The 23,297-nt window shown below is 64.4% G+C and carries 31 protein-coding genes and 1 tRNA gene; 16 read left to right on the forward strand and 16 right to left on the reverse strand.

What is annotated here, in order from left to right:
• The first annotated feature begins 691 nt into the window (after window positions 1-691).
• A complete protein-coding gene (locus NCS03_RS06760) occupies window positions 692-1,189 on the forward strand; it encodes a heme-degrading domain-containing protein (RefSeq protein WP_008349957.1) in 498 nt (165 codons plus the stop codon).
• Window positions 1,190-1,207: 18 nt separating this feature from the next.
• Window positions 1,208-1,546 (forward strand): DMT family transporter, encoded by a 339-nt coding sequence (locus NCS03_RS06765; protein ID WP_008349954.1) that lies wholly within the window; start codon window positions 1,208-1,210, stop codon window positions 1,544-1,546.
• A gap of 6 nt (window positions 1,547-1,552) precedes the next feature.
• Here NCS03_RS06765 and NCS03_RS06770 read toward each other — a convergent pair whose 3' ends face one another.
• Window positions 1,553-1,894 (reverse strand): hypothetical protein, encoded by a 342-nt coding sequence (locus tag NCS03_RS06770; protein ID WP_034473619.1) that lies wholly within the window; start codon window positions 1,892-1,894, stop codon window positions 1,553-1,555.
• Between the two features lie 304 nt (window positions 1,895-2,198).
• Between NCS03_RS06770 and NCS03_RS06775 the strand changes: the two genes are divergently transcribed.
• The 6 genes from NCS03_RS06775 to NCS03_RS06800 all read left to right on the forward strand — a co-directional run bounded on the left by NCS03_RS06775 (window position 2,199) and on the right by NCS03_RS06800 (window position 5,500).
• Window positions 2,199-2,465, forward strand: coding sequence for a hypothetical protein (locus NCS03_RS06775; RefSeq protein WP_250528965.1), 267 nt, complete (start codon window positions 2,199-2,201; stop codon window positions 2,463-2,465).
• Window positions 2,465-2,818, forward strand: a complete 354-nt coding sequence (locus NCS03_RS06780) for a hypothetical protein (protein WP_008349948.1) — start codon at window positions 2,465-2,467, stop codon at window positions 2,816-2,818. Before NCS03_RS06775 ends, NCS03_RS06780 begins: the two co-directional genes overlap by 1 nt.
• Window positions 2,819-2,970: 152 nt before the next feature.
• Complete coding sequence (locus NCS03_RS06785) at window positions 2,971-3,255, forward strand: DUF1488 family protein (RefSeq protein WP_008349946.1); 285 nt, start codon at window positions 2,971-2,973, stop codon at window positions 3,253-3,255.
• Window positions 3,256-3,466: 211 nt separating this feature from the next.
• The gene (locus NCS03_RS06790; protein WP_008349944.1) at window positions 3,467-3,649 is read left to right on the forward strand and encodes a hypothetical protein; all 183 of its coding nucleotides are present in this window, start codon (window positions 3,467-3,469) and stop codon (window positions 3,647-3,649) included.
• A gap of 49 nt (window positions 3,650-3,698) precedes the next feature.
• Window positions 3,699-4,394, forward strand: coding sequence for a TetR/AcrR family transcriptional regulator (locus tag NCS03_RS06795; RefSeq protein WP_239294967.1), 696 nt, complete (start codon window positions 3,699-3,701; stop codon window positions 4,392-4,394).
• Complete coding sequence (locus NCS03_RS06800) at window positions 4,391-5,500, forward strand: enoyl-CoA hydratase/isomerase family protein (RefSeq protein WP_034473621.1); 1,110 nt, start codon at window positions 4,391-4,393, stop codon at window positions 5,498-5,500. The genes NCS03_RS06795 and NCS03_RS06800 overlap by 4 nt, the downstream gene beginning before the upstream one ends.
• A 48-nt stretch (window positions 5,501-5,548) precedes the next feature.
• Here NCS03_RS06800 and NCS03_RS06805 read toward each other — a convergent pair whose 3' ends face one another.
• The 4 genes from NCS03_RS06805 to dusA all read right to left on the reverse strand — a co-directional run bounded on the left by NCS03_RS06805 (window position 5,549) and on the right by dusA (window position 7,650).
• On the reverse strand, window positions 5,549-5,974 hold the full coding sequence (locus NCS03_RS06805) for a hypothetical protein (RefSeq protein WP_008349938.1): 426 nt from the start codon (window positions 5,972-5,974) through the stop codon (window positions 5,549-5,551).
• Between the two features lie 109 nt (window positions 5,975-6,083).
• Entirely contained in the window at window positions 6,084-6,329 is a 246-nt protein-coding gene (locus tag NCS03_RS06810; protein ID WP_033535750.1) for a hypothetical protein, read from the reverse strand.
• 122 nt (window positions 6,330-6,451) lie between these two features.
• Window positions 6,452-6,527: transfer RNA gene (locus NCS03_RS06815), tRNA-His, on the reverse strand.
• Window positions 6,528-6,645: 118 nt separating this feature from the next.
• Entirely contained in the window at window positions 6,646-7,650 is a 1,005-nt protein-coding gene (gene dusA / locus NCS03_RS06820) for a tRNA dihydrouridine(20/20a) synthase DusA (RefSeq protein WP_250528966.1), read from the reverse strand.
• A 180-nt stretch (window positions 7,651-7,830) separates the two neighbouring features.
• On the opposite strand from dusA, the gene NCS03_RS06825 reads away from it, so the two are divergent.
• The 3 genes from NCS03_RS06825 to NCS03_RS06835 all read left to right on the forward strand — a co-directional run bounded on the left by NCS03_RS06825 (window position 7,831) and on the right by NCS03_RS06835 (window position 8,884).
• Window positions 7,831-8,133 carry a hypothetical protein gene (locus tag NCS03_RS06825; RefSeq protein WP_008349936.1) on the forward strand — a complete coding sequence of 101 codons (303 nt, stop codon included), beginning with the start codon at window positions 7,831-7,833 and terminating at the stop codon, window positions 8,131-8,133.
• Window positions 8,134-8,173: 40 nt separating this feature from the next.
• Entirely contained in the window at window positions 8,174-8,569 is a 396-nt protein-coding gene (locus NCS03_RS06830) for a DUF5594 family protein (protein ID WP_008349935.1), read from the forward strand.
• Between the two features lie 111 nt (window positions 8,570-8,680).
• A complete protein-coding gene (locus NCS03_RS06835) occupies window positions 8,681-8,884 on the forward strand; it encodes a hypothetical protein (RefSeq protein WP_008349934.1) in 204 nt (67 codons plus the stop codon).
• Between the two features lie 25 nt (window positions 8,885-8,909).
• Here NCS03_RS06835 and NCS03_RS06840 read toward each other — a convergent pair whose 3' ends face one another.
• Window positions 8,910-9,935 (reverse strand): methyltransferase, encoded by a 1,026-nt coding sequence (locus NCS03_RS06840; protein WP_250528967.1) that lies wholly within the window; start codon window positions 9,933-9,935, stop codon window positions 8,910-8,912.
• Between the two features lie 200 nt (window positions 9,936-10,135).
• Here NCS03_RS06840 and NCS03_RS06845 point away from each other — a divergent pair, with 200 nt between their 5' ends.
• Window positions 10,136-10,873: an SDR family oxidoreductase gene (locus tag NCS03_RS06845; RefSeq protein WP_250528968.1), complete on the forward strand. Its 738-nt coding sequence runs from the start codon at window positions 10,136-10,138 to the stop codon at window positions 10,871-10,873.
• A gap of 21 nt (window positions 10,874-10,894) precedes the next feature.
• On the opposite strand, the gene NCS03_RS06850 is transcribed toward NCS03_RS06845, so the two are convergent.
• From NCS03_RS06850 to NCS03_RS06870, 5 genes are all read right to left on the reverse strand, one after another.
• Window positions 10,895-11,356: a lytic transglycosylase domain-containing protein gene (locus tag NCS03_RS06850; RefSeq protein ID WP_250459671.1), complete on the reverse strand. Its 462-nt coding sequence runs from the start codon at window positions 11,354-11,356 to the stop codon at window positions 10,895-10,897.
• A gap of 18 nt (window positions 11,357-11,374) precedes the next feature.
• Complete coding sequence (locus NCS03_RS06855) at window positions 11,375-11,713, reverse strand: hypothetical protein (protein ID WP_175980088.1); 339 nt, start codon at window positions 11,711-11,713, stop codon at window positions 11,375-11,377.
• 4 nt (window positions 11,714-11,717) lie between these two features.
• Window positions 11,718-12,107 (reverse strand): hypothetical protein, encoded by a 390-nt coding sequence (locus NCS03_RS06860; protein WP_244808046.1) that lies wholly within the window; start codon window positions 12,105-12,107, stop codon window positions 11,718-11,720.
• 176 nt (window positions 12,108-12,283) lie between these two features.
• Entirely contained in the window at window positions 12,284-12,481 is a 198-nt protein-coding gene (locus NCS03_RS06865; protein ID WP_008349923.1) for a hypothetical protein, read from the reverse strand.
• A gap of 54 nt (window positions 12,482-12,535) precedes the next feature.
• On the reverse strand, window positions 12,536-13,960 hold the full coding sequence (locus NCS03_RS06870) for an MFS transporter (RefSeq protein WP_008349921.1): 1,425 nt from the start codon (window positions 13,958-13,960) through the stop codon (window positions 12,536-12,538).
• 177 nt (window positions 13,961-14,137) lie between these two features.
• Here NCS03_RS06870 and NCS03_RS06875 point away from each other — a divergent pair, with 177 nt between their 5' ends.
• The 3 genes from NCS03_RS06875 (at window position 14,138) to gnd (ending at window position 18,559) form a co-directional block, all read left to right on the forward strand.
• The gene (locus tag NCS03_RS06875; RefSeq protein WP_239294933.1) at window positions 14,138-15,190 is read left to right on the forward strand and encodes an NADP(H)-dependent aldo-keto reductase; all 1,053 of its coding nucleotides are present in this window, start codon (window positions 14,138-14,140) and stop codon (window positions 15,188-15,190) included.
• Between the two features lie 289 nt (window positions 15,191-15,479).
• Complete coding sequence (gene tkt, locus NCS03_RS06880; protein WP_250528969.1) at window positions 15,480-17,573, forward strand: transketolase; 2,094 nt, start codon at window positions 15,480-15,482, stop codon at window positions 17,571-17,573.
• Window positions 17,574-17,578: 5 nt separating this feature from the next.
• A complete protein-coding gene (gene gnd / locus NCS03_RS06885; protein ID WP_244808049.1) occupies window positions 17,579-18,559 on the forward strand; it encodes a phosphogluconate dehydrogenase (NAD(+)-dependent, decarboxylating) in 981 nt (326 codons plus the stop codon).
• Between the two features lie 61 nt (window positions 18,560-18,620).
• Here gnd and NCS03_RS06890 read toward each other — a convergent pair whose 3' ends face one another.
• Both NCS03_RS06890 and nodI read right to left on the reverse strand, forming a co-directional pair.
• Window positions 18,621-19,466, reverse strand: coding sequence for an ABC transporter permease (locus tag NCS03_RS06890; RefSeq protein ID WP_175980093.1), 846 nt, complete (start codon window positions 19,464-19,466; stop codon window positions 18,621-18,623).
• A 4-nt stretch (window positions 19,467-19,470) separates the two neighbouring features.
• Window positions 19,471-20,433 (reverse strand): nodulation factor ABC transporter ATP-binding protein NodI, encoded by a 963-nt coding sequence (gene nodI, locus NCS03_RS06895; protein WP_008349912.1) that lies wholly within the window; start codon window positions 20,431-20,433, stop codon window positions 19,471-19,473.
• A 313-nt stretch (window positions 20,434-20,746) separates the two neighbouring features.
• Here nodI and NCS03_RS06900 point away from each other — a divergent pair, with 313 nt between their 5' ends.
• A complete protein-coding gene (locus NCS03_RS06900; RefSeq protein WP_033535751.1) occupies window positions 20,747-21,256 on the forward strand; it encodes a universal stress protein in 510 nt (169 codons plus the stop codon).
• 35 nt (window positions 21,257-21,291) lie between these two features.
• Here NCS03_RS06900 and NCS03_RS06905 read toward each other — a convergent pair whose 3' ends face one another.
• The 3 genes from NCS03_RS06905 to lexA form a co-directional block, all read right to left on the reverse strand.
• Complete coding sequence (locus NCS03_RS06905) at window positions 21,292-21,891, reverse strand: DUF2939 domain-containing protein (RefSeq protein WP_008349909.1); 600 nt, start codon at window positions 21,889-21,891, stop codon at window positions 21,292-21,294.
• A 99-nt stretch (window positions 21,892-21,990) separates the two neighbouring features.
• The gene (locus NCS03_RS06910) at window positions 21,991-22,317 is read right to left on the reverse strand and encodes a hypothetical protein (RefSeq protein WP_250528970.1); all 327 of its coding nucleotides are present in this window, start codon (window positions 22,315-22,317) and stop codon (window positions 21,991-21,993) included.
• A 197-nt stretch (window positions 22,318-22,514) separates the two neighbouring features.
• On the reverse strand, window positions 22,515-23,192 hold the full coding sequence (lexA, locus tag NCS03_RS06915; RefSeq protein ID WP_008349903.1) for a transcriptional repressor LexA: 678 nt from the start codon (window positions 23,190-23,192) through the stop codon (window positions 22,515-22,517).
• Window positions 23,193-23,297: the final 105 nt, after the last annotated feature.

A 23,297-nucleotide genomic window follows, 5' to 3' on the forward strand; every position in this document is an offset into this window, starting at 1 on the left:
AACACGGCGACCGACGCGCTCACAAGCGCCAAAGCGAGCGCAAGTTCGCTCTCGACGAGCGCCGGCGGGTTGCTTTCCGAATGACAATTTTCGGAGCGCCCCTCGGAAGAGTGATCCTTAACTCGTCAACTGCATGCTCAGGCAGACGAATTCGGCTGGCCCGCTGTAGCCCGCTACGCGCGAGCATTGCAACTTCATGAAGTGAGCGATGCCGGCGCTGATTTTGAGCGATGTCGAGCCGCTGTCGAAACGTGAGCCTGATCGCATTACCGTATAACCTGATTTCGTTGCCTTGCCTGGTGAGTTTGGGCCAACCGAAACTGAGAAATGGCTTCCAACCGAGATATGGAAGTCATGAAGAAGAGCCGATTCACGGAAGAACTGATGGTCACGATGCTGCGCGAGACAAACAAGGCGTCGGTCGTAGGTGGCTGAGAAACCCGCTGTGTCCGCAATGCTCGCAGACGACACATTCGCTGTAGCGCAGGCAGCGTCCGTCGCGTTCGGTTTCTGGGGTCGCAATCAGCCTGGTCAGTCAGGCTTTTCGCATCAACGTCGTCCTCGACTTCCAAATCCCAAGTCGCATTTCCACTCCTTCACGACCAACGCAGACATCGCGCCTTCCCCCAAGCGTGCGAAAATCTCCTCCACACCCACCATCTTCGCTTCAAGCACGCCAAAGGACCCGTCCATGGACATTCCCCACGTTCTGCAAGCCATCGCGCATCAGGAGCACACGCTCGTGTTCCCGCAATTTCACTCGGAACACGCGTGGCAAATCGGTTCGCAATTGCGCGAGATGGCGCTGGCGCGCGATGCGGCCATCGTCATCGATGTGCGTACCTTCGGGCGCCAGCTTTTCTACGCAGCGCTCGACAACACCACACCCGACAACGCGCGCTGGGTCGAGCGCAAGTCGCACACCGTCGAGCATTTCCGCCGCAGTTCGTATGCGATCGGCCTCACGCTGCAACAGGCCGGCACGACGCTCGCGGACAAGTACACGCTCGATCCCAAAGCGTTCGCGACGCACGGCGGCGCATTCCCGCTGCGCGTGCAGGGCGCGGGCGTGATCGGTTCCGTCGCGGTGTCGGGACTTCCGCAGCGCGATGACCATCAGCTTGTGGTCGAAGCACTATGCGCCGTGCTCGGCCAGAACTTCGGCGACCTGTCTCTCGGACGCGACTAAAAGAGAGCCCCGACGCCGATGCGCTCAACCGCTTATGTGCTTCTCGCCATCGCGATCGTCGCCGAAGTCATCGCGACTTCCGCGCTGCGCGCCTCCGATGGCTTCACGCGCGCGCTGCCCGCCGCGATCGTCGTGGCCGGATACGGGTTGTCATTCTATCTGCTGTCGCTGACGCTGCGCGCGTTGCCGGTCGGCATCGTGTATGCGGTGTGGTCGGGCGCGGGCATCGTGCTCATCACGCTCGTCGCGGCGCTGCTCTTCAAACAGACGCCCGATCTGCCCGCGATGCTCGGCATGGGTCTCATCGTCGCCGGCGTGGTCGTGCTCAACGCCTTCTCGAAGATGAGCGCGCATTGATGCGCTCTACTTGCAACGCACGATCATCGAACGGTTCTTGACGTTCGCGGAGACCACGTTGCTGATGCCGCCGCCGGTCGGGCCGCCTTCCTCGTTGTCCTTCGACACGATGTCGTAACCGGTCGCGCCGCATTTCTTGCCGGCGAGCACGTAGCAGCTCGCCCAGCTCGATCCGGCGTCGGCGCCGCTGCAGTTGACCGCGTAGCCGGTCTGTCCATCGGGCAAGTTGATGAGCGATGCCTCGTTCGACGACGCGCAGGCGCCGAGACCCGAGATCGCGACGACAGCCGCGCCGAGCGTCGCGACGCGTGCGGAGATACGGCGCAAGCGCCGACCGGATTCCTTCATCTTTACCTCGTGAGTGCGAATTTCGATGCGCGCCGCAGTGCCTCGAGCTTCGCGGCGAGGGCGCTTTTTTTTGAGAGACGCATTGTCCCATACGCGCCTTACGCGACACGTAAGCGGTTGTTAGCGCAACCCGCGCGGGCGCGATGCTTGCGATCAAACCGTGAGAGCGCCCGTATGCGCGTCAAGCCGCCCGATGAACTATTTTCCGGATCGCGCGCCTTATTCATCTGGCGTTTCGGTTGAAATTGCCGCCGATATCGGCGAAAACCGGCGCATGCGCGGCCAATTGAACGGAGGCAAAACCATGGCAGAACGAGTCACGGGGCCATATCGTGGGTATTACATCAGCGCTTCGGCGCGGCTCGTGCAGTCGCACGGCGAAAACGACGGTGAAGCGCCGATCTATGTCGGCTCGGTGAGCCTCGCGCGCGGCGGCCCGGACGATGTCCATCGTTTCGAAGCGCTCGTCGATCTCGGTCCCGAGCGGCGCTTCGCAACCGAAGACGAGGCGCTCGCACACGTCGAGCAGGCCGCGCGCAAATACATCGACCGCTTGCTGCAATCGACGTAATGCGCCCCGTTCATCTTCGACATACCGTGCTGTACGACGTCGCGAACAGCCTGATCGATCTGTTTCCGAGCGGCGCGGACGTCGCGGAAATCGGCGCGGAGCCGACGCCGGCGCTTTTCGTGAGCTGGCGCACGGGCGGCGTGGCGAATCATCCGGGCAATGTCGCGTGGGGCGTGCATTACCGATTCGACGCGCAAGTGTTGCGCGACTATCCGCATCTGTCGCTGGATGCGCGTCAACGCGTGTGCGACCGCGTGCGCGAAATGAGCCGGCTGCTCGACTTCAACTATGCCGATCCGCTTGCAAGCTCGCTGCTCGTCGTCGATGTCGACGAATCCGTGCTCGCGGCATGAGCGGCGCGGCGCTGGACCGCCCGGCGCGAGCGCGAGTACCATAGTCGCCGAATCGATTCGTGCGATCGTTCGCGGCGCCGCGAGCGGACCCGCATCGAACGCAGCGATAGAAGTGATTCCAGCGCTTGAACGTCTTCAGCAACGAGACAATCATGAATATCCGATTCCTTCCGGACGCGCCCGATTACCGCGATTCCAACCTGACCGTCGAGTTCGCCGCAATCGTAGATGGCCGGCGCGTGCCGTGCGCCATTTCGGTCGAAGCGCTCGAAGATCACTTCGGCGCGCAGACCTATGACAGCGCCGGCTGGATCGACGCATTCGATGCGGGCCGCACGCGCATCGAAGCGGTCGCGCGGGAGCATCTGCGCGTGACCAACGGCATGCCCGTGCTCCTGAAAAGCGGACACTTTCCGCCGGGGCGCGTCACCGTCTGACGCACCTTCGTTCATCTCTTACACGGCGCGATGTAAGACCTGCATCGCGCCGCCTCTTTATTCGCGCGGGACACGCCGCGCCTCCTTCCGCGTGATCGCGCAACGGAGTACCATCCATCTATTCGCCGCACGCGATGCGATTCGCTCGGCACATTACTTGCTCAACGCCATGCGCTTGGGCGGTCAAATATAAAAATCGCGCGGGGTCGTCATGCTTCAATCCTTTCTTCACTCACTTGTCGAGTCCAATGCGCTATGGCTCATCTGGGCAGCCGTTGGTGTGCTGATTCTTGCGCTGTGCATCGTGTTCGCGTCGGTCGTGCTGCGCGACTCGGACGAGCCGCTTTATCGCGCGGCTTCGCGACGGGACGACGACGGCAAGATGACCGTCTGAGCGCGCGCCCGCGCGTCGCAATTTGACTTCGAAAGAGGCGGTGCCGACAATGCCTCGCATGGGTTCGCAAGAGCGCCGCACGGAGCAAAGACGCGAGCAGCGCGAGGCGCTGCGCGAGCGCATACTCGAGGTCTCGCGCGAGATCGTGAAGCGCGAGGGCTTTGCATCGCTATCGATGAGAAAGCTGGCCGAGGCGATCGATTATTCGCCCGCCGCGCTCTATCTTCACTTCAAGAGCCGTGGCGATATCGCGCGGGCGTTGCGCGTGGAAGGGCACGCGAGTCTGCGCGACGCGTTCCTCGCCCATACATCGATTGCAGATCCGGCCGCGCGCCTGAACGCGATGGGCCGCGCGTATGTCGAATTCGGGCTGGCCGAGCCCGAGACGTATCGGCTGATGTTCATGGAGCACACGGATTCCGCGCAGGCAGTCGCCGAGGCCCAGCGTAAAGGCGACGATCACGCGGCGGAGCAAGGCGCGGCGACGCTTTCGCTGATCGCGGACGCGTTCGCCGAATTGCGTGCCGCCGACCGGCTGCCCGCGCACGCCGCGCCGCTCGCGTGCGCGGAAGGCCTGTGGGCGAATCTGCATGGCATCGTCGCGCTGAAGCTGACCGGCGCGGCGCTGCCCGAGACGCCGGCCACGACGCTCGTCGAGTTGTCGCTCGACGCGTGGTTCGCGCCGGCCAACCGAACCGAACCTCGATTCATCTCAGCGAATCGACCCGACACTTCAACACGATGACCACCGAAGACATCCGTATCGACACCGCCAACGGCATCGGCTTCATTGCGCTCGATCGTCCGAAGGCACTCAACGCGTTGACCCCGCCGATGCTGCGCGCGATCAGCGAGGCTTTGCGCGCGTGGCGCCACGATCAGGCGATCCGCGCCGTCATCGTCTATAGCCCGCACGTGCGCGCGTTTTGCGCGGGCGGCGATATCCGCTTTCTGTACGAGTCCGCGCAGGCGGGCGACCGGGCGGCGATCGACGCGTTCTTCACCGACGAATACAAGCTCAATCACGCGATCTTCACGTTCCCGAAGCCGTATGTCGCGGTCGTGAACGGCGTCGTGATGGGCGGCGGCATGGGCATCTCGCAGGGCGCGCATCACACGGGCGGCCTGCGCGTCGTCACGCAATCGACGAAGATGGCGATGCCCGAGACGCGCATCGGTCTCTTTCCCGATGTCGGCGTGAGCTGGTTCCTCGCGCGCACGCCCGGGGCGATCGGCCGTTATCTCGCGGCGACGGGCGCGAGCCTTTCCGCCGCGGACGCGCTGTACGCCCGCATGGCGGACGCTTACCTCGACGACGGCGCGCTGCCGGGCCTCATCGAATCGCTCAGGCATCAGCGCTTTCTCGATGGCGTCGAGATCGTGCGCTTCGTGCAGAACGAAACGACGAAGTACAAGGTCGCGCCGATTCCCGAAAAGGGCGAGCTGGCCGCCGCGCGCACGATGATCGACAAGCACTTCGCGGCGGGCAACGGCGCGTCGATCCTCGCGTCGCTCGAACGCGAGGCGGACATCGGCAACGACTGGGCGAAACGCACGGCCGCCGAGCTGCGCGAGCGCTCGCCGCTGTCCGTCGATGTAGCGTTGCAGCAGGTCGATCGCGCGAAATTCTCGACGATGGCCGAGACGCTGCGCCGCGATCTCGATCTGACGCGCACGATGTTCGAGCGCGGCGATGTGCTGGAAGGCATCCGCGCGCGCATCGTGGACAAGGACAACGAGCCGCGCTGGAAGATCGCGCGCGCCGAGGATGTGAACGCCGCCGATGTCGATCGCATGTTCGAAAGCGCGTGGACGCCCGCGGCGCATCCGCTGCGGCTGTTGAAGGACTGACGCTGTGAAAAGCGGCCCGCGCGGGCCGCTTTCGTTTCCGGCGGCGCGTCAGTGCGGCTCGTGACCCGCCATGAACGCGCGCATGAAGACGAGCGCGCCCCAGCCCCAGATCGCATTGGCGATGAAGTTCGGCGCGAGACGCGGCAGCATGTTGCCGCTCGGCCAGATGCCGCGGGCCGGATCGATGACGAATACGCCGACGGCCGTCAGCACGATGCCGCCGAACACGAGTGCGCCGATCCAGGGCGCGCTGCGCTCGGGCGCGACGCGCAGCAGCCACGCCATCAGCACGCCGAAGATCGAACTCCACAGCGCATTCGCGATGAATTCGGGGATGCCGAGCGGAACAAACGGTGCGGTGGAAAAGCCGGCCGGATCGACGAGACCGGCTGCGTGCAACAGCGCCAGGGTCGATTCGCGAAAAAAGAGTGCGGCGAGAAAACCGGAAACGAACGGCAGGATGACTTTTTGCATTGGCTAGACCGCTTGGAGCATGAGCACGCGGTAGGCTCCGATTATCGTGACGAGCGCCATTATAGTGGCGTCGCGCGTGCTTCCAGCGCGGGTTCGGGGCCGTTGCGGGTTATTTCGCGATCGCGTCGCTCGCGGGGCTGTGATGCAGCATGCGATCGCTGTTCTGCGGTGGATTCGGGCGCTTCACCGGCATGTTGTCGGGATTGTCGGGGCGGGTGGCGCTCGCGGACGGCGCGCCGGGTGCGCCCGGCGGCTTGACCATTGAGGCACTCTCGTCGGGGCGCGCGGTCTGGGCTTGGGTCGCGAAGGTCGTGGCGAGGAGAAGAGCGGCTGTTGCGAGGTGATGTCGGGACATGATGAGTCTCCGCCAAGGGGAGACTTTCGATGTGCACGGCGCGTGCCCGAGGGGCGTCCGAATCAGAAGCCGCAAAGCAAAAAGCCCAGTCATTCGACTGGGCTTTTTGCATGAATTCTCGGTGGGGTGGCTGATGGGACTCGAACCCACGACGACAGGAATCACAATCCTGGACTCTACCAACTGAGCTACAGCCACCACTGTTACCGCGATCTCGACTGCTTCAAAACCGCTGCAGCAATCAAGAAGCGAGATTATACGAACAATGATTGCGCTTGCCTAGTCCCTTTTAGCATCTTTTTCCGACGGCCACGCATCATGTATCGAGCGCTTCCACCGCCTCGCGTAGGTGAGCCCGCGCTTCATCGAAAATCGTCAGATCGCCCTTCGCGAGACGGCGATTGTCGGACAGTACGCGACGCCATCCGCGCGCGCCGGCCACGCCGCGATACAGCCCGAGCGCATGCCGCGTCACCGCGCCGAGATACGTGCCGCGCGTCAGTTCGCCGCGTGCATAGTCGATGAGTCCCGCCTCGATTTCTTCGCGCGACGGAACCGGCGTATTCGCACCGTAAAAGCGCGTGTCGACGCCGGCGAGCACGTACGGATTGTGATAAGCCTCGCGCCCGAGCATCACGCCGTCGACGTGCTTGAGATGCTCCTCGACTTCATCGAGCGTCTTGATGCCGCCGTTGATCGAAATCTCAAGTTGCGGAAAGTCGCGCTTCAACCGATACGCATATTCGTACTTGAGCGGCGGAATCTCGCGATTCTCCTTCGGGCTCAAGCCTTTGAGGATCGCGTTGCGCGCGTGCACGATGAACACTTCGCAGCCGGCATCGGCGATCGTGCCGACGAAATCGCGCACGAACTCATATTCCTCGACGGTGTCGACGCCGATGCGATGCTTGACCGTTACCGGAATCGACACCGCGTCGCGCATCGCTTTCACGCAATCCGCGACGAGCTGCGGCTCCTTCATCAGACAAGCGCCGAACGCGCCGCGCTGCACGCGCTCGGAAGGGCAGCCGCAATTCAGGTTGATCTCGTCGTAGCCCCATTGCTCGCCGAGCTTCGCGCTTTTCGCGAGATCGGCCGGCTCGCTGCCGCCGAGCTGCAGCGCAACGGGCGCTTCGGCGGGTGTGAACGCGAGATGCCGCGCGACATCGCCGTAGAGCAGCGCGCCCGTCGTCACCATCTCCGTGTAGAGCCACGTATGACGCGATACCAGCCGATGCAGGGACCGGCAATGGCGGTCGGTCCAATCCATCATAGGAGCGACGGAGACGCGGCGGGGACTGATCTTCGATACGGCTGACATGGGCGACGGCGGCCGCACCTTCATGCGAACCGCTTGAATTTCAAGGGGAATCCGCGATTTTACCGCAGCGCGGCAGTTTGTTCGCGCCGGCTGACCGTTTCGCCCGCGCAAACGTCAGCCGCCTTCGTCCAACAATGCTAGGATTTCGAGATCACCCCAACGACGGCATCGGAGGCAGACATGGCTACTTTGGCGATCGACGGTGTGCGCTGGGTCAACGACCGCGTGACCAGCGTGCGCTGGGGCAGTTTCGATCCGGCCACGAACGACTGGGCCGCGCCCACCACCATCGTGGATGTCCAGCAGGTCGTGGACGCCATCAAGAGCGGCAAGGAAGTCCGCACGCTCTTCAAGCTCGGCGGCCGCGCCTTCCTCGGCCCGAAAGTCAGCGCGCTGCCTTACACGAACGGACACATCGGCATCGAAGCGCGCGTGCAGGACGGTCAGATCGAGAAATCGCTCGAAGACTTGCCCGCCGTCTGACGATGCCGTTGATGCAGTCGAGCGCTCGCGGAGAAGCCCGTTGAACCGGCAACAGGCGCTCCGGTTCGAAACCGAATTCATGCCGCGCATCGTGGAACGTGTGACGCGCGTCGTCGATCACGGCGTGCGCGTCGACATCCTCGGCTACGAAAGCCCGGCCGTGCCGACACGTCTGCATGTCAGCGCCGAACGTGCACCGCGACAGGGCGATGAACATCGGCGCGTTTATCCGTATCCGCTGAACGTATTTCTGACCTGGGACGACGACGAGATCGAACGGCTGATGGGCGCGGGCGGCGAGGCTCGATTCCTGCGTTATCTCGACGCCATCGGCGCGAAGCTCGACGCGTGGCAGGGCGCGCGCGAGGTCGATCTCGCGACGCGCTCGCAGGCGGAACCGTCGGTGCTCTTCGGCGGTCTCGATTTCGAAGCCTGAAGGCGGCCGGCTGCCGCCCGTTAGCGCCCGTTCAGCCGACGCATCGCATCGCCGGTCGATACGCGTCTCGCGCGGCCGGCAGGGCGCATCAACTTGAACGAGGAGGTCGGTATGGCATCGTCGAATGAAGGCGATCTGCGCGCATTCGTGCAGACCGCGGAGCAGGCGGGCGGTTTCGTCTGGGTCATCACGCTCGTCGATTTCGCGGCGCGCGAGGTCAAGCGCGCGCTGGTTTCCGAAGAGAATTTCTCCACCGCCGACGCCGCCCGCGACGCCGGCAACGATCGCCTGAAAGGCATGTCGAACGACCGCTGACGAAGCGTTCAGGCGCGCGGCCCGCTCACTTCGTCGCGATCACCATCGACTCCGCGCCGACGAGCGGTTCGACGCGCGCCGTCGCGAATCCCGCTTGCCGCATCCACGCGCAGCATTGCGCGCCGGTGTAGTCGAAGCCGCCGGGCGTTTCGATCAGCATGTTGAGGCTCATCAGAAGCCCGAAGGCATTCTGACGGCGCTCATCGTCGATGATCGCGTCGTACACGATCAACGCGCCGCCCGCCGGCAGCGCCGCATGACACTTCTCGAGCAGTTCGAGCTTCTGCGGCAGATCCCAGTCGTGCAGGATGTGCCCCATCACGAGCACATCCGCCGACGGGCACGGCTCCTTGAAGAAATCGCCGGGATAAAAGCGCAGCCGGTCTTGGAGTCCGTGCGCGGCGACGTACGCGTCGAAGACCGGACCCACCACCGGCAGATCGAAGCCGCCGCCCGTCAGATGCGGATGCGCAAGCGCCACCTGCACCGGCAACGCGCCCTGCGCCGCGCCGATATCGATGAACGTGCGGTACTCGCTCCACGGGAACTGTCGCGCGATCGCGTGCGCCGCGCCCATGCTGACGCCGCTCATCGCCTGGAGAAAGCCGCGCAGACGTGCCGGGTCGCTATAGAGCGTCTCGAAGACGTTGCCGCCGTGCTTCGATTCGTTCTGCGGCAGGCCGGTGCGCAGCGCCTCCGTGAGCGAACCCCAGAACGGATAGAGGCGCGCGTTCGCCATTTCCAGCAATCCGCCGACATATGAAGGCTTGTTGCGATCGAGGAAGAAATCGGCGTCGTCGGCGTTCGCGTAGAAGCCGCCCTCGCGCGAGAGCAGGTTGAGCGCGACGAGCGTATCGAGGAAATCCAGCGCGCCCCGCGGATGCAGTGCCAGCGCCTGCACGAGATCGTCGGCCGTTCGCGGGCCGGTCGCCAGTTGCGTGAACACGCCGAGTTCGACCGCCGAAAGCAGCGTCTTCGACGCCCAGAACGCCATCCCCATTTGCAGCAGCCGCTCGGGATTGGGCTGTGCGCCGCGTTGCGCGTCTTGCATGATGCGCCTCCTGTCGGGAACGAACTGCGTAACTCTAGGAGGCAATCGCGTTCGCTTCAAGGCGCATCTGTGGGGCGCCTCACTCAGACAAAAAACTCGTTCGACGATATCGAACGAGTGCGCCGGCCGCGTCGTACGGAAAAGGGCGCACGCCCGACCATAATGCCTTCACACCCTGCAACGTTCACAAGGAGAACGTCATGAAACGCTTCGAAGGCAAGACAGTTCTGATCACTGGCGGCAACAGCGGCATCGGTCTCGCGGCAGCGCAGGCATTTGCTGCGGAAGGCGCGCGCGTCGTCGTCACCGGCCGCGATGAAAGCGCGCTCGCGACGGCACGCGAGTCGCTCGGCGCGAACGCCATCGCGATCCGCAACGTGGCGGGCACGGTAAGCGCTGCGCGCGAACTGGCGCAAGCATTGACCGATGCGAACATCCGGCTCGATGCGATCTTCGTGAACGCGGGCGTCGCCACCTTCGGGCCGTTCACGGGCATCGACGAAAAAGCGTGGGACGAAACCTTCGCGATCAACGTGAAAGGACCGTACTTCCAGATCCAGTCGCTCGTGCCCTTGCTGAACGAAGGCGCGTCGATCGTGCTGAACGGTTCGATCAACGCGCATATCGGCATGCCGATGTCATCGGTCTATGCGTCGAGCAAGGCGGCGCTCGTGTCGCTCGCAAAGACGCTGTCGGCGGAATTGCTGCCGCGCGGCGCGCGCGTGAACGTCGTGAGTCCCGGTCCGGTCTCGACGCCGCTCCACGACAAGCTCGGCCTCATCGATGAAGCCGCCGCGCAGCTTCAAAGCCAGATTCCGCTCGGCCGCTTCGGCAAGTCGAGCGAAGTGGCGGCGACGGTGCTGCATTTGGCGTCGCCGGAATCGGGTTTCATCGTCGGCACGGAGATCATCATCGACGGCGGCATGAGCCAGCTTTGAGCCGATGGCCGAGTTGCACCCTCAACGCATCTGGGGCTGCAACTCGCCCCAGTTGACGAGAATCTGCTGGATGCTGCGCGCGTAGGCGTCGCGATGTTTCGGCGATTCGGAGTGATACGCGCCGATCGCGCGCCATGTGTTGCCGTGCTTCACCATCTTCTGCTTGAGCAGCCAGGCGGCGACGAACACGTTGACGCACGGATCGGCGAGCGCGCGATGCGGAATGCCCTGACGCGCGAGATCGGGAAAATGGATCGAGTTGATCTGCAGTTGGCCGATATCGATCGAGCCGTTGGCGTTGCGGTTGAGCGCGGCGGCGTCGCCTTTCGATTCGCGCCAGGCGACCGCGCGCAGCACAAGCGGATTGACGCCCTGATAGGCGCCGGCCTGTTCGAAGCAATCGTCGGCGTGAGCGGCGCGCGGCGCGAGCGACGCGGCGAGCAGCGCGCAGGCGGCCAGCGCCGCGCAAAACGGACGGAACATGGAACGTGGCTCCTTCGATTACGGCGCGAGCGCGATGTCGATGCGGCGCTCGACGTCTTTCATATACGTGCGCGACTCGTCCGACACCACGAGACGCGGCTCGGGTCCGTTGCATTTGCAATCGGCGACGCGGCGCGTTTTCTTCGCTTTCTTGCTCGCGGATTTGGCAGGCGCATCGTCTTCTTCGCCGCTGGAAGGCGGAAGCATTGCGAGCGTCGGCAGCGGCGGATAGACCTTCTGCGCGGCAGGTCCGAGCGCCGCGAGCGTTTGCACGGACGCGGGCGCGCTCACGTCGAACGGACCGGCGGCGGCGTGCATCGAAAACAGCGCAGTCGCGAGGATGAGAAATGGGCGCATCGCGTCAGCCTCCCTGCGTCGGCTTGATGGACACGCTGTACGGCTGGCGCGCGCCGGCGGTCAGGTTTTCGAGACTGAGCTTGACCGCATGTCGCGCGGGAATGCCTTTCCAGATCGCCTGATTGAGATAGGGAAAGTCCTGCGCGAGCGCGGTGACGAGGATGGTCGTCGGCTGCTTTTGGGCGGCTGCGAGCGCGCCCGCTTTGGCGAGGATCGCGGTGAGTTGCGGGTCGCGGGCGCCGAGCGCGTCAGCGGGAATCTCGAAGCGGATGATCTCGGCGGAAGCCGCCGGTTTTTCGATCTGAGCCGTATTGGCGGCCGGCATCGGCGCGCAGCCGGTCACGACGAGCGCGACGGCGATGGCAAAAAGTGACGCTGCCCACTTCACTGGCATCTCCTGATTGGGTCATGGCGATATGCGAGTTGTCGGCGCGCACGGGCGCGACTTGATAGCCGCGCGCAAACGTTTCGCCAAATAGGAAGACTTGACTCAGAATTTGCCGATTCGGGGAATCGGATCGCGCGGACGTCGGTAATAGATGCCGCGACCTTGCCGTGGTGACGCTTCGATCAGATGCGCCACCACGCGCCGATGCTCGGCTCGGCATCGAGGGCGCGGAGAAAATCTTCGGCGAAGGCGTCGGCGGTGAGTTGCCGCTCGGGCGTGCCGTCGGGGAAATCGTGCGGATTCTTCAGGCCGCGCGCGTGGCGGAGGACGGCAACCGTTTCGGTCAGGGCGGAGAGGGCGTCGAGCGTGTGCGAGTTCATACCGCGGATTACGGCAGGCGCGGCGAAGGCTTGAGCCTTTCCGTCATAAAACCTTCACGCCTTCGGCTTGCGATGCCCGGAAACGAGCGCGCCGGCGTCCTTCGCGAGCCCGAACAGATCGACGACGCCGACGAGCCCCACGAACCCGACGATCAGAAACGCGACGCTGAAATCCTCCGGTCCGATGGAATGGGCATCGTGGCCGTGGATCCATTCGCCGATGCGCAGCGCGATTGCGCCGGCCGCCACGCCGATGCCCATCGTCATCTGGAAGAGCGTGCTCGATAGCGCCGACGCGCCGCTCATCTGCGCTTTCGGCACGTCGGCGAAGGAAAGCGTGTTGAGCGCCGTGAACTGCAGCGAACGCGACAGGCCGCTCGCGAACAGCACGGCGACGATCACGAACGTGGGCGTCGAGGGCGTCAGCAGGCTCATCGCGGCAAGCGAGAGCGCGGCGAGCACGCCGTTTACGATCAGCACCGGCCGGAAGCCGAACCGACGCATCACGGGCGTCGTGACGAGCTTCATCGACAGATTGCCCGCGAACACCGCGAGCGTGAGCAGGCCCGAATCGAACGCGTTCATGCCGAAGCCGACCTGGAACATCAGCGGCAGCAGGAACGGCGCGGCGCTGATCGCGATCCGAAAGAGCGAGCCGCCGCCCATCGCCACGGCGAAGGTCTTCACCTTCAGCGCCGACAGATCCACGACCGGATGCGCCGCGCGCCGCAGATGCCGCCACGACGCGATGCCCGCGACGACGCCTACCGCCACCAGCGCGCCGACGAAGCGCCAGTCCACGTCGCTGCGTCCGATCAGTTCCATCGCGTAGAGCAGCGTCGTGCACGCGATGCCGCACAGCGCGAAGCCCGGCAAGTCGAAGCGCCGCGTCGCATCCTCGCGTTCGTTGCCGATGTAGCGCAGCGTCAGCAGCAAGCCGATCAGCCCGAGGGGCACGTTGAGATAGAAGATCCAGCGCCACGAAGAATACGTCGTGATGAAGCCGCCGAGCGGCGGGCCGATCACCGGCGCGACGAGACCCGGCCACGTGATGATCGCGATGGCGCGCATCAGGCCCTCCTTGGGCGTCGCGCGCAAGACGGCCAGGCGCCCGACGGGCACCATCATCGCGCCGCCGATGCCCTGCAGCACGCGCGCGGCGGCGAACGCGGGCAACGTCGAGGTCGTCGCGCACAGCACGGACGCGGCCGTGAACACCGCGATCGCGCTCGCGAACACGGTGCGCAGGCCGAAGCGGTCGGCGGCCCAGCCGGAAATCGGGATGAACACGGCGAGCGTCAGCAGATACGCCGTGATGCCGAGGCTCATGTCGGCGGGATGCACGTTGAACGAGCGCGCCATCTGCGGCAAGGCGGTGGCGATGATCGTGCCGTCGAGGTTCTCCATGAAGAAGGTCGCCGCGACGAGCATGACGATGAGCGACGAGCCTTTTGTCTCGCGATCGCGTGCTAACGGCATCGGTTGCGTGCTCCTGCCTGACGGGTTGGAAGCTTGCCATTCTAGCCGCGAGAGCAGAGCTTTCGCGCCTATGGTAGGTTTTGCGATTGCCGGAAAATCAGCCAGGCAGCCTGTCCGACAAAGCGCCTACGGTCTCCCCACAGCGCGCAAACAACTCGTCAACAAGAGGAATGAGCAATGAAGTTTCGGAAACTCGGCGATTCGGGTATCGACGTCAGCCTGATCGGGCTCGGCACCATGACCTGGGGCGAGCAGAACACCGAAAGCGAAGCGCACGAGCAGATCGATTACGCGCTCGCCCAAGGCGTGAATCTCATCGACGCCGCCGAGATGTATCCGGTGCCGCCGCGCCCCGAGACGCAGGGCCGCACGGAGGAATACATCGGTACGTGGCTCGCGAAGCATCCGGCGAAGCGCGCCGATATCGTCCTCGCGACGAAAATCGCCGGGCCCGCGCGCCAGCCGCACAATCCGCGGCATATCCGCGGCGCGGGCAACCAGTTCGATCGCAAGAATCTGAACGAAGCCATCGACGGCAGCCTGAAGCGCCTGCAAACGGATTACGTCGATCTGTATCAGCTGCATTGGCCCGACCGCAGCACGATGACGTTCGGCCGATCCAGCTATCCCTATATCGACGATGAATACACGGTGCCGATCGAGGAAACGCTCGCGGCGCTCGCCGATCTCGTGAAGGCGGGCAAGATCCGTCATGTGGGCGTGTCGAACGAAACGCCGTGGGGTGTCGCGCAATTCCTGCGCGCGGCCGAAAAGGCGGGGCTGCCGAAAATCGTCAGCATTCAGAATCCGTACAGCCTCGTGAATCGCACTTACGAGCTCGGGCTGTCGGAGTTCACGCACAAGGAAGGCGTCGGGCTGCTCGCGTATTCGCCGCTCGCGTTCGGCTGGCTGTCGGGCAAGTACGAGGGCGGGGCGCGTCCGGCGGGCGCACGAATCACGCTATTCGAGCGTTTCCAGCGCTACAGCAAGCCGCAGGCGATCGCCGCGATCACGTCGTACGTCGAACTGGCGAAACGCCACGGACTCACGCCGACGCAACTCGCGCTCGCGTTCGTCAACACGCGCCCGTTCACGACGAGCACGCTGATCGGCGCGACGTCGATGCCGCAGTTGAAGGAGAACATCGGTAGCGTGAACATCGAACTGTCGGACGAAATCCTGGCCGAAATCGACGCGCTGCACGAGCGTCAGCCGAATCCGGCGCCCTGATTTCCTTCGCCGGCTCAAGCATTTGGCGAAGAATTGCATGCCTTTGCCGCGAATGTGTCAGCATTGACGTTCGCGTGCCCGTCGTTTATCGCTCTGTAATACCGGCCTAATTTTTGGCCCGTACTCTGCCGCAACGCCGCCCGAATCCCGCACCCGAGGATTCGCGGCGCGCTCCCGTGTCATTCGCGGTGCGGTGCTTTTCGTAAGGCACTGCACTTGCTCGATGGTCCTGGTTGCCCGCTGCGGCGCCCCTCGCCACAGCGCGCTCTTCGCAAAGGAGTCGTCGCTCATGTCTCAAGCAACACCTCAGGCCAAAGATCTCGATCGCCTCACGATCGACACCATCCGCACGCTCTCGATGGACGCCGTGCAGAAGGCCAATTCCGGCCACCCCGGCACGCCGATGGCGCTCGCGCCGGTCGCATTCCATCTGTGGCAGAACCATCTTCGTTACGATCCCGACGCGCCGCTATGGCCGAATCGCGACCGCTTCGTGCTGTCGGTCGGGCATGCGTCGATGCTGCTGTACTCGCTGTTGCATCTTGCCGGCGTGAAGGAGTTCGACGGCGACGGCAAGCCGACCGGCAAGCCCGCCGTCTCGATCGACGATATCAAGCAGTTCCGCCAGCTCGACAGCAAGACGCCGGGCCATCCGGAATACCGCATGACGACGGGCGTCGAGACGACGACCGGACCGCTCGGGCAGGGCCTCGGCAACAGCGTGGGCATGGCGATGGCCGCGCGCTGGAAGGAGAGCCGCTTCAACAAGGGCGACGACAAGCTCTTCGATTACCGCGTCTACGCGCTGTGCGGCGACGGCGACATGATGGAAGGCGTGTCGCACGAAGCGGCGTCGCTCGCGGGGCATCTGCGGCTGTCGAATCTCATCTGGATCTACGACAGCAACACCATCACCATCGAAGGCCATACGGAGCTCGCCTACAGCGACGACGTGGAAGCGCGCTTTCACGGCTACAACTGGCACACGCTGCACGTCGACGACGCCAACGACGCGGACGCGCTCGAAGCGGCCATCAACAAGGCGAAGTCGCACACCGACAAGCCGACGCTGATCGTCGTGAAAAGCATCATCGGCTGGGGCGCGCCGAACAAGCAGAACACCGCGAGCGCGCACGGCGAGGCGCTCGGGGAGGAAGAGGTCAAGCTCGCGAAGAAGTTCTACGGCTGGCCGGAGGACAAGCAGTTCTACGTGCCCGACGGCGTCATGCAGCACTTCGCCGACGGCATGGGCGCGCGCGGCAAGAAGCTGCACGCCGAGTGGAAGCAGCGCTTCGACGCCTACGAGAAGGCCAATCCGGAACTCGCGAAAGAAGCGTGGCAGATGCTCGAAGGCAAGCTTCCCGACAACTGGGACGCGGACATCCCGACCTTCGAGGCGGACGCCAAGGGCCTCGCGACGCGCGATTCGTCCGGCAAGGTGCTGAATGCGATTGCGCCGCGCGTGCCTTGGCTGATCGGCGGCGCGGCAGACCTGTCACCATCGACGAAGACGAATCTGAAGTTCGAAGGCGCGGGCAGCTTCGAGCACGACAGCTACGGCGGACGCAATCTGCACTTCGGCATTCGCGAGCACGGCATGGGCGCGGTCTGCAACGGCCTCGCGCTGGCGGGCTTGCGTCCCTACGGATCGACGTTCCTGATTTTCAGCGACTACATGAAGCCGCCGATCCGCCTGTCCGCGATCATGGAAGTGCCGGTGATCTACGTGTTCACGCACGATTCGATCGGCGTCGGCGAAGACGGTCCGACGCATCAGCCGATCGAGCAGCTCGCCTCGCTGCGCGGCGTGCCGGGCCTGTGCACGCTGCGTCCCGCCGACGCGAACGAAGTCGCAGAAGCGTGGCGCGTCGCGCTGACGCATCCGAAGGAGCCGTCGTGCATCGTGCTGACGCGCCAGCCGCTGCCGACGTTCGACCGCAAGAAATACGCGTCCGCCGAAGGCGTGAAGCGCGGCGCCTACGTGCTTGCCGATACCGAAGGCGGCAAGAAGCCCGAGGTGCTGCTGCTCGCGACGGGCAGCGAAGTGTCGCTTTGCGTCGAGGCGTACGAGAAGCTGACAAGCGAAGGCGTCGCGGCGCGCGTCGTGTCGATGCCGTCGTGGGACATCTTCGAGAAGCAGGATCTCGCGTACAAGGAATCGGTGCTGCCGCCGGACGTGCATGCGCGCGTGTGCGTCGAGCAAGCCGCGACGCTCGGCTGGGACCGCTACGTCGGCCGCCTCGGATCGCAGATCGTCATGCACACGTTCGGCGCATCCGCGCCATTGAAGGCGCTGAAGACGAAGTTCGGCTTCACGCCCGAAGCGGTCTACGACGCCGCGAAGAAGCAGATCGAACGCGTGAAATCCAACGGGAAGGAGTGACCATCATGCAGATCGGCATCGTGGGACTGGGGCGCATGGGCGGCAACATCGGGCGGCGGCTCATGCGCGGCGGACATACGTGCGTCGTGTACGACCACAATCCGGAGGCCACCGAAGCGCTCGCGAGCGAAGGCGCGACGGGCGCGAAGGATCTCGGCGATCTCGTCGCGAAACTGACCGCGCCGCGCGTCGTCTGGCTGATGCTGCCGGCGGGGAAAATCACCGAAGACACGCTCAACGATCTGCACAAGATCCTCGGCGCGGACGACGTGATCATCGACGGCGGCAACAGCTTCTACAAGGACGATATCCGCCGCGCCGCGCAGTTGCGCGAGCAGGGCATCCATTACGTCGACGTCGGCACGTCGGGCGGCGTGTGGGGCCTGACGCGCGGCTACTGCATGATGATCGGCGGCGACGAGCCGGTCGTGCGCCGCATCGATCCGATTCTCGCGACGCTCGCGCCGGGACGCGGCGACATTCCCGCGACGCCGGGCCGCGAAGGACGCGATGCGCGCGTCGAGAACGGCTACATGCACTGCGGGCCGGTCGGGTCGGGGCATTTCGTCAAGATGGTGCACAACGGCATCGAATACGGACTGATGCAGGCCTATGCCGAAGGCTTTCACGTGCTCGAGCGCAAGGACTCGACGGAACTGCCGGAGAACGAGCGTTACTCGCTCGATCTCGCCGATATCGCGGAAGTGTGGCGTCGCGGCAGCGTGGTGTCGTCGTGGCTGCTCGATTTGACCGCGGGCGCGCTCGCGGGCGACGGCTCGCTCGACCGCTATTCCACCGAAGTCGCGGACAGCGGCGAAGGACGATGGACGATCGAAGCGGCAATCGAGGAAGCGGTGCCGGCGCAAGTGCTGTCGGCGGCGCTGTACACGCGGTTCCGTTCGCGCGATGCCGAATCGTTCCCGGAACGCATGTTGTCCGCGATGCGCTTCGGCTTCGGCGGGCATCACGAGTTTCCGGTGAAGTAGCGCGCTTTCCTTTTCGGCGATGTCAAAACGGCGATCGGCTTTCGAAGTCCATCGCCGTTTTTCATTTCATCATGCGCCGCCTGAAAAGCCACGCGCACAGGAAGAACGGCACGACCGCATACGCGCAGAGCACGAGCGCATGCAGCGCGAAGCCGTCGAACGGGCGGCCGAGCATCGCCGGACGGATCAGCTCCACAGCGTGATACAGCGGCAAGACCTGCGTGACGTGTTGCGCGATCGCGGGCAGTTGCGCGATGGGAAAGAAGACGCCGGAGAGCAGGAGCATCGGCGTGAGCGCGAGCGTCTGATAGAACATGAAGAAGTCGTAGCTCGGCGCGAGCGCGGTGACGACCATCGCCGTGCTGGCGAACGCGAGTCCTGTCAGCACGATGACCGGCAACGCGATCAGCATCGACGGAAAGCTCGCATAGCCGAGCGCGCCCGCGACGATCATGATCGCCACGCCCGACAGCACCGACTTGCTCGCGGCCCAGACGATCTCGCCAAGCACGATATCGCCGAGCGTGAGCGGCGTGTGCATGATCGCTTCCCAGGTGCGCTGAACGTGCATGCGCGAGAAGCCCGAGTACATCGATTCGAAGCTCGCGGACATCATCACGCTCGACGCCGCCGTGCCCGCCGCGAGGAACGCGATATACGACACGCCGTCGACGTGCCCGACCATCAGGCCCAGACCGAGGCCGAGGCCGAAGAGGTAGATCATCGGATCGGCGAGATTGCCGATCATCGAGGCGATCGCGAGTTTCTTCCAGACGAGATAGTTGCGCCGCCACACGGACATCCAGTGCGTGGCGTTCGCGGGCAACGCGCTGGAAAGCGGCGTGAGGTTTTGTGCGCGCTTCGGCTCGCGCTGTTTGTCGATGCGGGATCGTTCGAGCGTATCCATTGGCTCAGTCCACCATCTCACGTCCGGTGAGACGCAGGAAAACATCTTCGAGATTCGCCGGACGATGCAGATAGCGCACGTCCGCGCGGCCCTTCACGCGCGCATGCACGGGCTGCGGATCGTCGACGTAGCAAAAGAGCGTCTCGCCGCTCACTTCCATGCGCGCGACGAGCGGCGCAAGCTCGGCGGCGAGCGCTTGCGGATCGGGTCCGTAGATTTCGATCACGTCCGAGCCGATCACCGATTCGATCAGCTCGCGCGGCCGTCCTTCGGCGATCTTGCGGCCCTCCTCGATCACGCACAGGCGATCGCAGAGACGCTCGGCTTCTTCCATGAAATGCGTCGTCAGCAGGATGGTCTTGCCGCGCGCAAGCAGCGAGCGCAGACGCTCCCAGATCAGATGCCGCGCTTGCGGATCGAGCCCGGTGGTCGGTTCGTCCATCACGAGCACATCGGGATCGTTGACGAGCGCGCGCGCGAGCGTGAGACGCCGCTTCATGCCGCCCGACAACTCGCCGACGCGCGCATCGGCCTTGCTCTCCAGCCGCGCGAACTCCAGGAGCGACGGTACGAGCGCATCCATGCGCGCGCCCGTCAGGCCGAAGTAGCGGCCGAACACCGTCAGATTTTCGCGGACAGTGAAATCGGGATCGAGATTGTCGAACTGCGGCACGACGCCCACGCGCTCGCGGGCGAATCGGGCGCGCGCGGGCACCGGCTCGCCGACGAGACGGATCGCGCCGCTATCGGGCGAAGTGATGCCGAGCAGCATCTTGAGCGTCGTCGTCTTGCCCGCGCCGTTCGGTCCGAGCAGTCCGAAGCATTCGCCGGGCCGCACATCGAACGACAGGCCGTCGACGACCGTGCGCTCGCCGTAGTGCTTCCTTACTTCGCTGAATTCGATGGCGGGTGCGCGGTTTCCATCGGCGTCGCGTGTAGCGCTTTGTTGCAAAGATTGATCAGTCATGCATCTGTGCGCAGGGAAAGCCGGATGAGGGAAATCCAGCGGGCTAGTGTAATCCATTGCACCAAGGCGGCGCTTGGCGTGCAACCGCATGCTGCGCGGGCGTGTCAAACCCGTGCGGGGCGCGTCGAACCGGTTCCGGCCGAAAGTGCCAGAGGCTTGTCCGTCGACGTTTTTGTGGTTCTGGCACGGTGCGAGCTAGCGTGTTCGCGCCGGTAAGCGTTTTCCAGCGTTGTCTCCCATGGGACGACGCACGATGATGAATCAACGCCGCGGGCAAGTCGCGCTCAACGGCACGTTGGCCAGGGAGGTCAAGATGGAGAGCTACCGAAAAATCCTGCTGTGCTACGACGGCTCCAGAGAAGGCCGCAAGGCACTGCGTCAGGGCGCCAATCTCGCGCTCGACCTGAATGCGGAGACGCATGTGCTCGCGGTGGTGGATATGCGCTCGAGCATCGCGCAGAGCGCCGGACTGCTAACCGACATGGCCTGCGGACGCTTCGAAGAGGCCGCGCGCGACATCCTGCAAGAGGGCGTCGAATGGCTGCGCGAGCGTGGCCTTCAGGCACAGGGACATTTCGCGTTCGGCCATCCGATCGACGAAATCGCGGCGCTCGCCGACAGCCTTCAGGTCGATCTCGTCGTCGTCGGGCATCGCTGCCGCAGCGGCCTCGCGCGCTGGTGGATGGGCGCGGGCAACACGCCGCTGCTGGATCGCGTGAAGTGCAGCATCCTGGTTGCCGTCTGTCAGGCCGGTGAATCGGCCGAAGCGGAAGACGAAGCGGCGTACGCGGCGAAGCCCGTCAAGGCCGAAGCCGGGGCGTGATGCGGTGCGAAGCGTGAACCGCGACGCTTGACGCGTCAACCGTTGAGATCGACCGCGACGAGCTTCCACGACACGAGCCCGTTGCGGTGGAAGATCGCGGAGTAGCGCGCATCGCCGGCGCCGTGTTGATACGTGACGACGAACGTGTTCAGGCTTCGATAACCCGCCGTCGTCTGCGGTGGTTCTTTCGGCGGCTGCCGTGCGGCCGTGACGCCGGACGCGGGCGCATTCCCCGCATTCGCTGGTGCGCCGTCGCCAGCTTGCGGCGGACGCTCGCCCGGATCGCCGCGCGGCGGGATGCCGTTCAGAATCGCCGCGACGCCGTCCGGTGTGGCATACGAATCCACCAGCGGACCGACGAGCGCCGCGCCGATCATCGCACCGATGATCGCGAGCGGATTCCCGCTCTTTTGAATATCCACGCGACGCGTGAGCAGCGCCGCGATCTGGTCCTTGAGGCTCGCGCGCAGCGCCGGAAAATCGACGTATTCGTTGACGGTTTGCGCGTCGCGCGCATCGGCCGCGCGCTTCACGCGATCGAGTGCGATGTAAGGCGATGCGTAAACGAAACCGAGCGCCGCGACGATAACCAGGACGACGAGCGTAACGACAATAGAACGGGTAGTGCGGGACATGCTTGGGCCAAGCCTCTTGCAAAACGTGAATTACCGATTGACCGCGCGGGCGCCGGTTAAATCCCGTGAATTCACGTCGTGCGTGCGATGGCGTTCCATTCAGGCGAGGATTCCGCCGGCCAGCCCGGCATTTTCCTCGGCGATGCAGCGGTCGATCATGCGCGAAACCTCGTCGATCTTGCCCACCATAATCACGCGCGATTGCCCGCGATACACGCGCACTGGCGCGCGCTGCTCGGCCTCGGCGTGCACCGTGCTGTTGAGGGAAACGCGAGCGAAGGCCGGCTGACGGGACGGCAACGCGGGCATTTCGTTGAAGAGATCGGGCGTGGCTTCGGCGCGCGGCATGCCGCAGGCGATCAGCGTGCGCAGATGGCGCAGGCGGCCGAATTGACGGAAGGGCAGCAGACGGGCAAAACGTTCCATGATGACTCTCCAGACGATAGGACGCACCGCGGCGCACCGCGCGCGGTGGCCGTCATGCTTGTTGTGTTGTGAGACGCCTGAATCAGGTGTCGAAAGCGGTTGGTGAGGCTATCTTGCGATGTCAATGAGACATTTCGTGTCTCGGTGCGAAAGTAATGTGCTTCGACTTTCGTGCCTTGCCCGTTCGCGGGCCAACATCAGAATTCGCCGGAGCGGATCAGCCCGACGGCAATGCCTTCAAGCGCGAAATCGCCGCTGCCGGCGCGCACGAAGATGTTTTCATACTCGGGGTTTTCGGCGATGAGTTCGACGCCGTCCGCGCGCCGTTTCCAGCGCTTGACCGTGACGTCGTCGCCAAGACGCGCGACGACGATCTGTCCGTCTTTCGCTTCGTTGCGCTTTTGCACGGCGAGAAGATCGCCGTCGAGAATGCCTGCGTCGCGCATCGAGAGGCCGCGCACCTTCAACAGATAGTCCGGCTTGCTGGAAAAGAGCGCGGGGTCGCACGCATAGTGCTGCGAGATGTGCTCTTGCGCGAGGATAGGACTCCCCGCCGCGACCCGGCCGACGAGCGGCAGAGACAATTGCATGATGCTCTGATGCGGCAGCGTGAACTGATGCGGCAGCTCCTCGGACCGATCGATGCGAGATGCATCGCCGAGCAGCCGAATGCCGCGCGACGAACCCGCCGCCAGCTCGATGACGCCCTTGCGGGCCAGCGCCCTGAGGTGCTCCTCGGCGGAATTGGCCGAACTGAAGCCGAGCTCCGCCGCGATCTCGGCGCGCGTGGGCGGAAAGCCCGTGCGGTCGATCGCGCGCTGGATGAGTTCGAACACCTGCTGCTGCCGCGCGGTAAGTTTTGATGTTTTGGTCACTGGCTCGAGCCCCTGATGCACTGTATGAATGGACAGGTGACTGTATTTTTATACAGTATTTGGCGCTTTTCAAGCTTTACTTTAAGTTCGCGGCCACGAAGCCTC

Source organism: Caballeronia sp. ATUFL_F1_KS4A (assembly GCF_023630905.1).
Classification (GTDB): Bacteria; Pseudomonadota; Gammaproteobacteria; order Burkholderiales; family Burkholderiaceae; genus Caballeronia; species Caballeronia zhejiangensis.

Coding starts and splice junctions, on each gene's coding strand:
- NCS03_RS06875 (WP_239294933.1), top strand. CDS start 14,138: ATGAAGTTTCGGAAACTCGGCGATTCGGGTATCGACGTCAGCCTGATC.
- NCS03_RS06870 (WP_008349921.1), bottom strand. CDS start 13,960: ATGCCGTTAGCACGCGATCGCGAGACAAAAGGCTCGTCGCTCATCGTC.
- NCS03_RS06825 (WP_008349936.1), top strand. CDS start 7,831: ATGGCTACTTTGGCGATCGACGGTGTGCGCTGGGTCAACGACCGCGTG.
- tkt (WP_250528969.1), top strand. CDS start 15,480: ATGTCTCAAGCAACACCTCAGGCCAAAGATCTCGATCGCCTCACGATC.
- NCS03_RS06890 (WP_175980093.1), bottom strand. CDS start 19,466: ATGGATACGCTCGAACGATCCCGCATCGACAAACAGCGCGAGCCGAAG.
- gnd (WP_244808049.1), top strand. CDS start 17,579: ATGCAGATCGGCATCGTGGGACTGGGGCGCATGGGCGGCAACATCGGG.
- NCS03_RS06775 (WP_250528965.1), top strand. CDS start 2,199: ATGGCAGAACGAGTCACGGGGCCATATCGTGGGTATTACATCAGCGCT.
- nodI (WP_008349912.1), bottom strand. CDS start 20,433: ATGACTGATCAATCTTTGCAACAAAGCGCTACACGCGACGCCGATGGA.
- NCS03_RS06845 (WP_250528968.1), top strand. CDS start 10,136: ATGAAACGCTTCGAAGGCAAGACAGTTCTGATCACTGGCGGCAACAGC.
- NCS03_RS06795 (WP_239294967.1), top strand. CDS start 3,699: ATGCCTCGCATGGGTTCGCAAGAGCGCCGCACGGAGCAAAGACGCGAG.
- NCS03_RS06910 (WP_250528970.1), bottom strand. CDS start 22,317: ATGGAACGTTTTGCCCGTCTGCTGCCCTTCCGTCAATTCGGCCGCCTG.
- NCS03_RS06780 (WP_008349948.1), top strand. CDS start 2,465: ATGCGCCCCGTTCATCTTCGACATACCGTGCTGTACGACGTCGCGAAC.
- NCS03_RS06810 (WP_033535750.1), bottom strand. CDS start 6,329: ATGTCCCGACATCACCTCGCAACAGCCGCTCTTCTCCTCGCCACGACC.
- NCS03_RS06770 (WP_034473619.1), bottom strand. CDS start 1,894: ATGAAGGAATCCGGTCGGCGCTTGCGCCGTATCTCCGCACGCGTCGCG.
- NCS03_RS06900 (WP_033535751.1), top strand. CDS start 20,747: ATGGAGAGCTACCGAAAAATCCTGCTGTGCTACGACGGCTCCAGAGAA.
- NCS03_RS06765 (WP_008349954.1), top strand. CDS start 1,208: ATGCGCTCAACCGCTTATGTGCTTCTCGCCATCGCGATCGTCGCCGAA.
- NCS03_RS06805 (WP_008349938.1), bottom strand. CDS start 5,974: ATGCAAAAAGTCATCCTGCCGTTCGTTTCCGGTTTTCTCGCCGCACTC.
- NCS03_RS06790 (WP_008349944.1), top strand. CDS start 3,467: ATGCTTCAATCCTTTCTTCACTCACTTGTCGAGTCCAATGCGCTATGG.
- NCS03_RS06905 (WP_008349909.1), bottom strand. CDS start 21,891: ATGTCCCGCACTACCCGTTCTATTGTCGTTACGCTCGTCGTCCTGGTT.
- NCS03_RS06855 (WP_175980088.1), bottom strand. CDS start 11,713: ATGCGCCCATTTCTCATCCTCGCGACTGCGCTGTTTTCGATGCACGCC.
- NCS03_RS06840 (WP_250528967.1), bottom strand. CDS start 9,935: ATGCAAGACGCGCAACGCGGCGCACAGCCCAATCCCGAGCGGCTGCTG.
- dusA (WP_250528966.1), bottom strand. CDS start 7,650: ATGTCAGCCGTATCGAAGATCAGTCCCCGCCGCGTCTCCGTCGCTCCT.
- NCS03_RS06850 (WP_250459671.1), bottom strand. CDS start 11,356: ATGTTCCGTCCGTTTTGCGCGGCGCTGGCCGCCTGCGCGCTGCTCGCC.
- NCS03_RS06800 (WP_034473621.1), top strand. CDS start 4,391: ATGACCACCGAAGACATCCGTATCGACACCGCCAACGGCATCGGCTTC.
- NCS03_RS06785 (WP_008349946.1), top strand. CDS start 2,971: ATGAATATCCGATTCCTTCCGGACGCGCCCGATTACCGCGATTCCAAC.
- NCS03_RS06760 (WP_008349957.1), top strand. CDS start 692: ATGGACATTCCCCACGTTCTGCAAGCCATCGCGCATCAGGAGCACACG.
- NCS03_RS06860 (WP_244808046.1), bottom strand. CDS start 12,107: ATGCCAGTGAAGTGGGCAGCGTCACTTTTTGCCATCGCCGTCGCGCTC.
- NCS03_RS06835 (WP_008349934.1), top strand. CDS start 8,681: ATGGCATCGTCGAATGAAGGCGATCTGCGCGCATTCGTGCAGACCGCG.
- NCS03_RS06865 (WP_008349923.1), bottom strand. CDS start 12,481: ATGAACTCGCACACGCTCGACGCCCTCTCCGCCCTGACCGAAACGGTT.